The sequence below is a fragment of the Mesorhizobium sp. M6A.T.Ce.TU.002.03.1.1 genome (assembly GCF_003997275.1).
GTDB classification, from domain to species: Bacteria; Pseudomonadota; Alphaproteobacteria; order Rhizobiales; family Rhizobiaceae; genus Mesorhizobium; species Mesorhizobium mediterraneum.
This window is the reverse complement of the sequence record NZ_RZTI01000173.1, coordinates 1-10,177: the sequence shown is the minus strand read 5'-3', so window position 1 is coordinate 10,177 and position 10,177 is coordinate 1. Positions and strand designations below refer to the sequence as shown.

Here is a 10,177-nt window from a genome sequence, read left to right as displayed (position 1 = left end):
ATTGCATCGGCCGGAGCGGTTTCCGACGGCTCGACGACCGGCTCTGCCTGCTCGACGGGCGGTTCGGGCGGAGGCTCCGTTTCGGCTATCTCGGGCTCCTCGGCCGGATCCGGCTGATCGGGCGTCACCTCGTCCGGTATCGGGGCCGGCATGGCCGGCGTGAACGCCATCGGCGACAATTCGATCAGCTGCGCCTGCGGCGGCCCGCCATCGGGCGCGGCCGGCCGCCAGCCCTGCATCGCATAGCCGATAGCGGCATGCGCCACCAGAACCAGCGCAGCCGCGCCCGCCCACCATGCCATCTCACGCATGCCGAAGCGGCGCTGATCGGCCATAGGCAGGGCGGCCGCCGGCGACATTATTGGCCCGTTCCGTCTTGCGGCGCCGCGGCATCGCCGGGCAGCGTCTCGAGGCCGACCAGCGCGATCTTCAGATAGCCGGCGCCGCGCAAAAGGTTCATCACCTCCATCAGATCGCCATAGCCGACCGCCTTGTCGGCACGCAGGAAGATGCGCGTCTGCCTGTCGCCTTTTGTCCTGCCGACGAGCGTGGCGGCGAAAGTTTCGCGCGGCACGGTATCGTTGCCGATTGCCAGGCTGAGATCATCTTTTAGCGTCAGGAACAGCGGCGTCTCCGGCCGGGGAGCCGGCGTCGCGGTCGAGCCGGGCAGGTCGACATTGACGTCCACCGTCGCCAGCGGTGCCGCGACCATGAAGATGATCAGCAGGACCAGGATCACGTCGATGAACGGCGTGACGTTGATCTCGTGGTTTTCCTCGAGATCGCCGTCGATGTTCTCTCGAATTCTAGCCGCCATGGCGTCGCTCCGTGTTCATTCCGCGGCCATCGACTTTGCCGGCGCGACCGTGCGGAAATCGAGATCCCGGCTGACCAGCCGTTCGACCCCCGCCGACGCATCGGCAAGGATCTGCCTGTAGCCGGCTATCGATCGCGCAAAGACGTTGTAGATGACCACCGCCGGGATCGCCGCGACAAGGCCCATCGCGGTGGCCAGCAAGGCCTCTGCAATGCCCGGGGCAACGACCGCGAGATTGGTGGTCTGCGCCTGCGAGATGCCGATGAAGGCGTTCATGATGCCCCAGACGGTGCCGAAAAGGCCGACAAACGGCGCGGTCGAGCCGATCGTCGCCAGCACGCCGGTGCCGCGCGACATGCGCCGCGCCGCCGCCGCCTCGATGCGCGACAGTCGCGAGGTGACCCGTTCCTTCAGCCCGTCGCCGGACACATGGTCGAGCGAGCCGGCCGAAAGCGCTGCCTCTTCCTCCGCCGCCCGCACCAGCAGGGCGCCAGGACCACCATTGTGGCCAAGCGCGCGCCCGGCCTGGTTCAGCGTGGCGGCATTGCCGATGGCTTGTGCCGCGCGGCGTGCGCGCAGCTTGCCGCCAAGGATCTCCAGCGACTTGGCCAGCCATATCGTCCAGGTGACGAAGGACGCGAATGCCAGCCCGATCATCACCGCTTTCACGACGATGTCGGCTGCCATGAACATGCCCCATGGCGACAGATCATGCGGCAGGGTCAGGGACGTCGCCGCCGAAGGACCAGTCTCGATGGGTGTGGTCTGGGTGGGCGTGGTCACGCCGGGCTGCGTCACCTGCGGCACGACGGCGTTTGGCGCGGCCTCCGCCGGCGGCGCGGGAGCGGGCGCCTCGATCGCCGGAGCCGCGCCCGGTTGCTCCTGGGCGGCCGTGCCCGGTTGCTCCTGGGCGGCAGTGCCGCCGGCCGACAGGATGACGGATGCGACCAACGCGGCGAACAAACCATGTCTGGACAAGGGCTTCTTCCTCATTCTCACAGTGGCCTCATTGCACATAGCCGATGGGCTGGCCGGTGACGGGGTGCGCGAACACACCCATTTCGACACCGAAAATTCCTTTGAGCACGTCGCCCTGCATGATCTGGTCCGGCGTGCCGCGCGTCAGCAGCCTGCCATCCTTCAGCGCGATCAGTTCGTCGCAGTAGCGCGCCGCCATATTGGGATCGTGCAGCACCACGACGACGCACAGATCGCGTTTGCGGCTAAGAGCCCTGACCAGCCCCAGCACCTCGACCTGATGGGCGATGTCGAGCGCCGAGATCGGCTCGTCGAGCAGCATGACGCCGGCATTTTGCGCCACCAGCATGGCCAGCCATGCGCGCTGGCGCTCGCCGCCGGACAATTCGTCCACCAGCCGGTCGGTGAAGTCAGCCATGTCGGTCAGGACAAGCGCCTCGTCGACATGGCGCCTGTCCTCATGCCCGAAGCGGCCGAGCGCGCCATGCCAGGGATAGCGCCCGAGCGTCGCCAATTCGCGCACGGTGAGACCGGTCGCCGCCGGCGTCGTCTGCGGCAGATAGGCGAGCGCGCGGGCGAGCTCGCGCGCGCCCCACTGCACCAGCGGCCGCTGCGCGAAGGTGATGCCGCCCGAGCTTGCCGGCTGCTGGCGCGCCAAGAGCTTGATCAGCGTCGACTTGCCCGAGCCGTTGTGCCCGATCAGCCCATAGACGCGCGAGCGTTGCAGCTCGAGTGTGACAGGACCGAGCAGCGTCCGCTCGCCGACAGCAAAGCGCACCGCATCGACATGGAAGGCAGTCTGGGCATGTGTTCCAGCCACGGTGTTGGCCTCTCTTCGGCTTCGCGCGCGCATTTCCGAAATCGGTTTCGGCAATCCGGTTTTCGGCGCCGATGCCCGGTTGACTATGAAACATGACTTTACTAGTCAACAATGAAGATGACTTTTTGAGTCAACAAAATGTCGTGACGCGCCGGATCTGCGTCGAAATTCGAAAAAGTAGGGCTGGCCGAGATGGTGAGTGGTTCTGGTCGCGGAAGAATCCGGTATGAAATGCCTGCGCGCCGAAACCTGCTGATCGCGGCGATGTCGCTGCCTGTGCTGCTTGGCGGCGGCCATGCCGTCGCGCAGGAGGCGACCACCACTCTCGACCCGATCAATGTCCAGGAACGCGTCGAAAGCGCCTTTGGAACGGTCGACGGCTATGTCGCCACCCAGGGCTCCACCGCCACCAAGACCGACACCCCGCTGATCGAGACGCCGCAGTCGATATCGGTCGTCACCAGAGACCAGATGGAAGCGCAGGCGGTGGACAGCCTGAACAGCGCGCTGCGTTATACTCCAGGCGCCAGCGGCAATCTCTACGGCACCGACAATCGTGGCCACGGCTTGCAGATGCGCGGCATTTCGAACTCCAGCGGCGTCTTCTACAAGGACGGGCTGCAGCTCAAAGAAAGCAATTTCACGCTGTTCACCGCGCTCGATTCCTACGGCGCCGAACGCTACGAAATCCTGCGCGGGCCGGCGTCGGTTCTTTACGGCCAGGCAAGTCCTGGCGGCATCATCAATTACGTCAGCAAACGCCCGACCGAGGAGAACCTCCGCGAGGTCGAGCTCGGCGCCGGGAGCTTCAACCGCTATGAAGGAAAGTTCGATTTCAGCGGCGCAGTCAACGCCGACAAGTCGCTGCTGTTCCGCCTCACCGGCGCCGCCCATATGGGCGACACCCAGACAGATTTCGTCAAGGACGACCGCATCTTCATCGCCCCGGCGCTGACCTGGCAGCCGGATGCCGATACCAGCCTGACGATACTCGCTAATTATCAGCGCGATCGCTCCGGCTGGGCGATGCAGTACCTACCGGCATACGGCACGATCAGGCCGGGTAAGGACGGGAAATATCTGCCGAACAGCATGTTCGTCGGCGAACCGGACTTCGACACCTACAACAATGACCAGGCGTCGATCGGTTACGAGTTCGATCACCGCTTCAACGAGACATGGCAGGTTCGCCAGCATGCCCGCTATGTTTATCTGAAGCACTATGAGGAAGGCGTCTTCGGAGGCGGGCTTCTGAATGATGAGGGCGACTATTCCCGCTATGCCGATGCCGGCGGCACCAGGCTCAGCGGCGTGACCATCGACAACCAAGCGCAAGCCGATTTCGATACCGGGCCGCTCGCCCACACGCTGCTCATTGGCCTCGACTACAAGCGCTACACCTATCGCGACGATGCCTCCAGCAACGATATGATCGGCGACGATTTCAATATTTTCGACCCGGTCTATGGCTACCCGGTCGGCGAAATGACGCCCTATACAGACACCGACACGACTCAATCGCAGGTCGGCCTCTATGCGCAGGACCAGATCAAGCTGGGCAACTGGCGGCTGACGCTCGGCGGACGCCAGGACTGGGCGGACTCGAAAGTCTACGACAATCTGGCCGGCGCTTTCGATCCCCGCCAGAAGGACAACGCCTTCACCAGCCGCGCCGGCCTGCTTTATCTCGCCGACAACGGCCTTGCCCCTTATGTCAGCTATTCCGAATCGTTCCAGCCGGTGTCCGGCCCCGACAGCAACGGCAATCCCCTCGTCCCCGAAACCGGCAAGCAGTACGAAATCGGCCTGAAATATCAGCCGGTCGGCTGGAACTCCTTCGTCACCGTTTCGGCCTTCGACCTGACCCGGCAGAATGTCGTGCGCTATGACGGCGTTGGCCGACCCGACGACATCTTCCAGACCGGCGAGATCCGCTCGCGCGGCATCGAGCTGGAAGGCGTTGCGAGCCTTGATTCCGGCTTCGACCTCAGGGCGGCCTACACCTATCTCGACACCGAGATCACCAGTCCGACCAGCATCAACGGGGATGGAACGAGCAACCAGGGCAACACGCCTTTCGGCGTGCCGACACACGCGGCCTCGCTGTGGGCGAACTACACTGTCGGCAGCGGCAGGCTGGAGGGCCTCGGGCTCGGCGCCGGCATCCGCTATGTCGGCTCGACCTACGGCGACGACGCCAATACGTTCAAGGTGCCGGCCGTCACGCTCGTCGATGCCGCGCTCCACTACAAATGGCAGAGCGCCGAGCTGAACCTCAATGTCAGCAATCTGTTCGACAAGCGCTATGTCGCCTCCTGCTTCGCAGAAAGCTTCGGCTGCTTTTATGGCGAGGGGCGCCGGATCAAGGGCTCGGTGAAGTACACATGGTGACCCTCGCGTGCAGGCCCGGACCCAATTGGCACCCCTGACGCGGCGCCGATGCCTTGCCGGCCTGGCCGCGACGAGCCTCGGTCTGCGCGGCGATCTGGCGCGTGCGGCACCGCCGCCGCGGATCGCCTGCCTCGAATGGACCTCGGCCGAGATGGTCATCTCGCTCGGCATCGGGCCAGTCGCGGTCGCCGACGTCAAGGGTTACCGCGACTGGGTCGTGGGTCCGGCTCTTCCCGCCGGCTGCATCGATCTCGGCTCGCGCGGCGAGCCCAATCTCGAGCTGCTCCTGGAACTCAAGCCCGACCTGATCACCGGCGCCTATGGCTTCGGGCTCGACGAAGCTCCGTTCAAGCGGATCGCGCCAGTGCACACCGTGCCCTTCTACGACGGTGCCGAAGCGCCTTATCGCCAGGCCGAAATTGAAACGCTGAAGCTTGGCTCGCAGCTCGGCCGCGAGGCTGAGGCGCAGCGGCTTATCCAGGAGACGGCGGCGGCAATCGCCCAGATCAGGGCACAATTGGCAGGACGGGCAAAGCAGCCGCTCGCTGTGGTCAGCATGTTCGACGACCGCCACGTCCGTGTTTACGGCAAGGGCGGTCTGTTCCAGGACGTGCTCGACAGGCTGAGCCTCACCAATGCCTGGACGGCGCCGACCGATGGTTGGGGGTTTTCCATGCTGGGCATCGAAGAGCTGGTTGCGATCGGCGAGGCTCGCGTGATTTCCCTCGATCCGATCCCGCCGCATGTGAAGATCAGGATCGACCAAAGCAGCCTCTGGGCGAATCTTCCCTGCGTCAAAGCCGGCAACGTAAGGACAATCCCGCCGGTATGGCCGTTTGGCGGACTTGCCGCCGCTGCCCGTTTTGCAAATTTGCTGGTCCGGGCATGACCGTCATGCAGTCCACGGCCGGCCCTCGTGCTCGTTTCGTGGCAGGCGGCTGGATGCTCGTCGCCCTCGTCGGCGTGCCGGCGGTGCTCGCGGCATATCTCACCGCAGCCGGGCTTTTGCGCCTGTTGCCCGCCGACATGTGGTGGCAGTCGCTCGGGGCGACGGACTTTGCCGATCCGCGGCAGCTGCTTTACCGCCATGCCTTTCTGCCGCGTCTGGCGATCAGCCTGCTAGCCGGCGCGGCGCTCGGCCTGACCGGCACGCTGCTCCAGCAGGTGCTGCGCAATCCGCTCGCCGAGCCGACGACCATCGGCACCAATGCAGGCGCGACCGTCGCCCTGACGATCGCCACGCTCTACGCGCCGTGGATGCTGGAGCAAGGTCGCGAATGGGCGGCGCTCGCCGGCGGCGCCCTGTCGACGCTGGCGGTTTTGGCGCTGGCTCAGGGCCGGAGTTTCTCGCCGGTCGCGATCATCATTTCCGGCCTGGTGGTCAGCCTGACATGCAGTTCGGCGAGCGCTCTGCTGATGGCAGCCAATCGCGAATATTCCGAGGAGCTTTTCATCTGGCAGAGCGGTTCGCTGATCCAGAACGGCGACGCCGTGGTGCTCGGCTTCGCGCCATGGCTCGCGGTGGCCGGCATTGCTGCCTTCGTTCTGCTCCGGCCGCTACGGCTTCTGGACCTGAGCGACGAGGGTGCGGAAAGCCTCGGCACGAAACCCGTGGTGACACGGCTGGCCGGGATGACTGTCGCCGTCGCGCTGAGCAGCATGGTGGTCGCAGCCGTCGGCGTCATCAGCTTCGTGGCGCTTGCGGCGCCGGCGCTGGTCAGGCTCGCCGGCGCACGGACCTTGCGCCAGCGCATGATCTGGGCGCCCCTAGCGGGCGCCGCGCTGTTGTGGCTGACCGACCGGCTGGTGCAGGTCGTGCCGTTCACCTCCGAAATCCCGGCAGGCGTGGCGACTGCTTTCCTCGGTGCGCCGCTGCTGTTTCTTCTCCTGCCGAAATTGCGCACCAGCCCGGATCGGGACGGCGCCATGCTGTCTTCCGTGCGCAGGCGAAGCGGGTGGGTCTATCTGCTGGCCGGCCTCCTCGCGATGGCGCTTCTTCTCTGCGCCGCGCTTGTTGTCGGGCGAGGCGCGGCCGGCTGGCACGTGGCCTCGGCCGCCGAACTTGCCGACCTCCTGCCGCTCAGGGCGCCTCGCATCGCCGTCGCAGTTTCCGCTGGCATGATGCTGGGCGTGGCCGGCACGCTGATGCAGAGGATGACCGGCAATCCGATGGCGGCGCCCGAGGTGCTGGGTGTTTCCGGCGGCGCCTCGCTAGGCATCCTGCTGCTCTTCGTCGCGACTTCTGATGTCAGCCGCCCGGCAATGATCGCGGCCGGTCTCGTCGGGGCTCTGGCCAGCCTGGCGATGATTTCGCAGACCGGCCGCCGGCAACCCATCGCGAATGATCGGCTGCTGCTTTCCGGTGTCGCCGTGGCGACGATGGCATCGGCATTCTCGGCGGTGCTGCTCGCCAGCGGCGATCCTCGGCTCGATACGCTCATCGGCTGGCTATCCGGCTCCACCTACCGGGCCACCGCCGCCGATGCCACAATCGCAGCTGTGACGGCAATTGCTCTGCTGGCCGTCGTGCCCCTCACAATCCGCTGGCTGGAAATCCTGCCGCTTGGAGAAGCCGCCTCGCGCGGGCTCGGGCTTAGCCTCTTTCGCGTTCGGGTCATCCTCCTGGTGCTTATTGCGGTGCCGACGACAGTAGCCACGCTTGTCATCGGACCGCTGAGCTTCGTCGGATTGATGGCGCCGCACCTGGCCCGCATGCTCGGCTTCCAACGCGCCTTGCCGCCGCTTTTCGCATCCGCGATCGTTGGCGGGATGATCCTTGTTTTGGCCGACTGGGCCGGCCGGACGCTCATTTTCCCATGGCAGATTCCGGCGGGCCTGCTGGCTGCCCTGGTCGGAGGGCCTTATTTCATGGTGCTGATGTGGAAAGGCCGGCAATGAGCGCTGGCCTTCGCACCGTCAAGCGCTACCGGCTGGCGGCCAGATAGCGTCGGAAGATCCCACTGTTAGCCGGCTCCGTTAGGGATCAGCACACGACCACGCCCTGCCGCGAATTTTAGTGGCGGCACCACCCTATGTTTCCGAAGACAGATCGCAAATTCACGAAACCGGTTTAGTAAAGCGGTTTACAAACCCTGTTGCCTATGCTGAACTCTCGGCTGTTGGGAGAAGTCGATATGAGGGCCGCAGACGTTTGCACTGTTGAAGGAATGTGGCCGAGCCTCCGATGAAAAAGCCCGCTGCATCGACGATCAGGAATGTGGCGCACGCGGCCGGCGTCTCGGTCACCACCGTGTCACGTCACCTGAACGGCCGTATCAAGCTGCCCGCGGAAACCAGCGAGCGCATCAGAGCCGCCGTGGCGAAGCTGGAGTATCGCCCCAACGCCATCGCGCGACGCCTCAGCAAAGGCCGCAGCGAAACCATCGGCCTGATCGTTTCCGACATCTCCTACCCATTTTTCGCCGCCATCGCGAGTTCGGCGGAAGAGGAAGCGAGCCGTCTCGGCTATAGCCTGGTGATGTTCAACAGCCGCAACATCGCCGCCAAGGAACTGGCCTTCCTGTCGCGCATCGACGACGCACAGGTGGACGGCATCCTGCTGATGACCAACCATCCGGACGATGGCGCGCTCGTCGAGAAGATCAATGCCTGCAGCAACGTCGTCCTGGTCGACGAGGATGTTCCGGGCGCCATGGCGCCGCGACTGTTTGCCGATAACCGTCTCGGCGCCCAGCTTGCCACCGATCATCTTCTGGCGCATGGGCACGAGACGATCGCCTTCGTCGGCGGCCCGCCGGCGCTGCTCAGCAGCAGGGAACGGTTCGGCGCCTTCAAGGACAGTCTCAAGAATAGCGGCCTGAGGGTGAATCCCGATCACGTCTTCTTCGGCGACTACGACGAACAGTCAGGCCTGCGTGCCATACTGCAGTTCGCCGCACTCGACAATCCGCCGACCGCCATCTTCGCCTCCGCCGACATGCTGGCGCTGGGGATTTTGCAAGGCTGCCGCAAGCTCGGCATCACCGTGCCGGCCGAGCTGTCGCTGGTCGGGTTCGACGACATCCGCAATGTCGATCTTCTCGATCCGCCGCTGACGGCCATCCACCAATCCGCCGAGGAATTCGGGCGCCGGGCGGTTGGCCTGCTGATCGACCACATCAACGGCGCCGAGATTCCGGACGTGGCGCCGGTCGCGGTGAAGCTTGTCGTGCGCCACTCCGTGGCCGCGCCGCGCAAGGCGCATTGGAAACTGGCAGGAAACGCCTCAGCGGAAAATCGACCGCCGGCAAGAGTGGGAATCTAGGCCATGATCCCGAAAAGATCATGGCCAAGAAAGACAACAGAGACGGATTAAATCCGCGAAGACATGCAGTCACCATCAACAATGGGAGAATGAAAAATGACAATCTCGCATTTCGCACAAGACGCGGCGCAGATCGCGCTGGAAAAATTCAACCGCGGTGAGATCGATCGCCGATCTTTCCTCTTTGCCCTCGGCGGCCTCGGACTTGCGGCCGCCTTCAAGCCGGGTGTTGCCCAGGCCGACGCCTCCGAAATCGTCGTCTGCAACTGGGGCGGTGCCGCGGCGGACGCCTTCGCCAAGGCCTATGGCGACCCCTTCACCAAGAAGAGCGGCATGAAAGTGGTGATCGACGGGGCCGGGCCAGCGGTCGGAACAATCAGGGCCATGGTCGAGTCCGGCAAGGTCATCTGGGACGCCACCGACGGCGGCATGATCGACTCGCTGACACTGGGCAAGGGCAATCTGGTCGAGCCGATCGACTACACGATCGTCGACAAATCGCAGGTGCCCGAGAATTTCGCCGGCGAGTTCGGCGTCTCGAACTATGTCTATTCGAACGTGCTCGCCTATGACGCCGAGGCGACCAAGGGCACAGCACCCACCGGCTGGGCCGACTTCTTCGACACGGCGAAATTCCCCGGCAAACGCACCATGTGCAAATGGATCCAGGGCCAGCTCGAATTCGTCCTCATGGCGGACGGCGTCGCGCCCGCCGACCTTTATCCGCTCGATGTCGACCGGGCGTTCAAGAAGCTGAAGCCGATGCTTGCCGACATCATCTTCTGGGAAGGCGGCGCGCAGACACAGCAATTGTTCCGCGAGGGCGAAGTCGTGATGGGCAACATCTGGCACACCCGCGCCAACCTGCTCAACAAGGAGACGCCCGACAAGTTCAAATGGATCTGGG

At 64.6% G+C, this 10,177-nt stretch carries 8 protein-coding genes and 1 pseudogene; 5 read left to right on the top strand and 4 right to left on the bottom strand.

Going from position 1 to position 10,177, the window contains the following annotated elements:
* The 4 genes and pseudogenes from EOC93_RS30385 to EOC93_RS30370 form a co-directional block, all read right to left on the bottom strand.
* Window positions 1–359, bottom strand: a pseudogene (locus tag EOC93_RS30385) (energy transducer TonB); the annotation flags it as partial.
* The gene (gene exbD / locus EOC93_RS30380; RefSeq protein ID WP_095484999.1) at window positions 359–817 is read right to left on the bottom strand and encodes a TonB system transport protein ExbD; all 459 of its coding nucleotides are present in this window, start codon (window positions 815–817) and stop codon (window positions 359–361) included. The pseudogene EOC93_RS30385 and the gene exbD, both read right to left, overlap by 1 nt.
* A gap of 15 nt (window positions 818–832) precedes the next feature.
* A complete protein-coding gene (gene exbB / locus EOC93_RS30375) occupies window positions 833–1,795 on the bottom strand; it encodes a tonB-system energizer ExbB (protein ID WP_095485132.1) in 963 nt (320 codons plus the stop codon).
* 28 nt (window positions 1,796–1,823) lie between these two features.
* The gene (locus EOC93_RS30370) at window positions 1,824–2,615 is read right to left on the bottom strand and encodes an ATP-binding cassette domain-containing protein (RefSeq protein WP_164547083.1); all 792 of its coding nucleotides are present in this window, start codon (window positions 2,613–2,615) and stop codon (window positions 1,824–1,826) included.
* 231 nt (window positions 2,616–2,846) lie between these two features.
* On the opposite strand from EOC93_RS30370, the gene EOC93_RS30365 reads away from it, so the two are divergent.
* The 5 genes from EOC93_RS30365 to EOC93_RS30345 all read left to right on the top strand — a co-directional run.
* Entirely contained in the window at window positions 2,847–5,006 is a 2,160-nt protein-coding gene (locus EOC93_RS30365) for a TonB-dependent siderophore receptor (protein WP_245329837.1), read from the top strand.
* 7 nt (window positions 5,007–5,013) lie between these two features.
* Window positions 5,014–5,895 carry an ABC transporter substrate-binding protein gene (locus tag EOC93_RS30360; protein ID WP_245329836.1) on the top strand — a complete coding sequence of 294 codons (882 nt, stop codon included), beginning with the start codon at window positions 5,014–5,016 and terminating at the stop codon, window positions 5,893–5,895.
* Between the two features lie 53 nt (window positions 5,896–5,948).
* Window positions 5,949–7,904, top strand: a complete 1,956-nt coding sequence (gene fhuB, locus EOC93_RS30355; RefSeq protein WP_164759335.1) for a Fe(3+)-hydroxamate ABC transporter permease FhuB — start codon at window positions 5,949–5,951, stop codon at window positions 7,902–7,904.
* 286 nt (window positions 7,905–8,190) lie between these two features.
* Entirely contained in the window at window positions 8,191–9,270 is a 1,080-nt protein-coding gene (locus EOC93_RS30350) for a LacI family DNA-binding transcriptional regulator (protein ID WP_095484995.1), read from the top strand.
* A gap of 96 nt (window positions 9,271–9,366) precedes the next feature.
* A partial coding sequence (locus tag EOC93_RS30345) for an extracellular solute-binding protein (RefSeq protein ID WP_127206471.1) occupies window positions 9,367–10,177 on the top strand: 811 nt, incomplete at its 3' end.

What these genes read in the sequence shown, in the direction of transcription:
- fhuB (WP_164759335.1), top strand. Translation starts at nt 5,949, where the DNA reads ATGCTCGTCGCCCTCGTCGGCGTGCCGGCGGTGCTCGCGGCATATCTC.
- EOC93_RS30365 (WP_245329837.1), top strand. Translation starts at nt 2,847, where the DNA reads ATGCCTGCGCGCCGAAACCTGCTGATCGCGGCGATGTCGCTGCCTGTG.
- EOC93_RS30350 (WP_095484995.1), top strand. Translation starts at nt 8,191, where the DNA reads ATGAAAAAGCCCGCTGCATCGACGATCAGGAATGTGGCGCACGCGGCC.
- exbD (WP_095484999.1), bottom strand. Translation starts at nt 817, where the DNA reads ATGGCGGCTAGAATTCGAGAGAACATCGACGGCGATCTCGAGGAAAAC.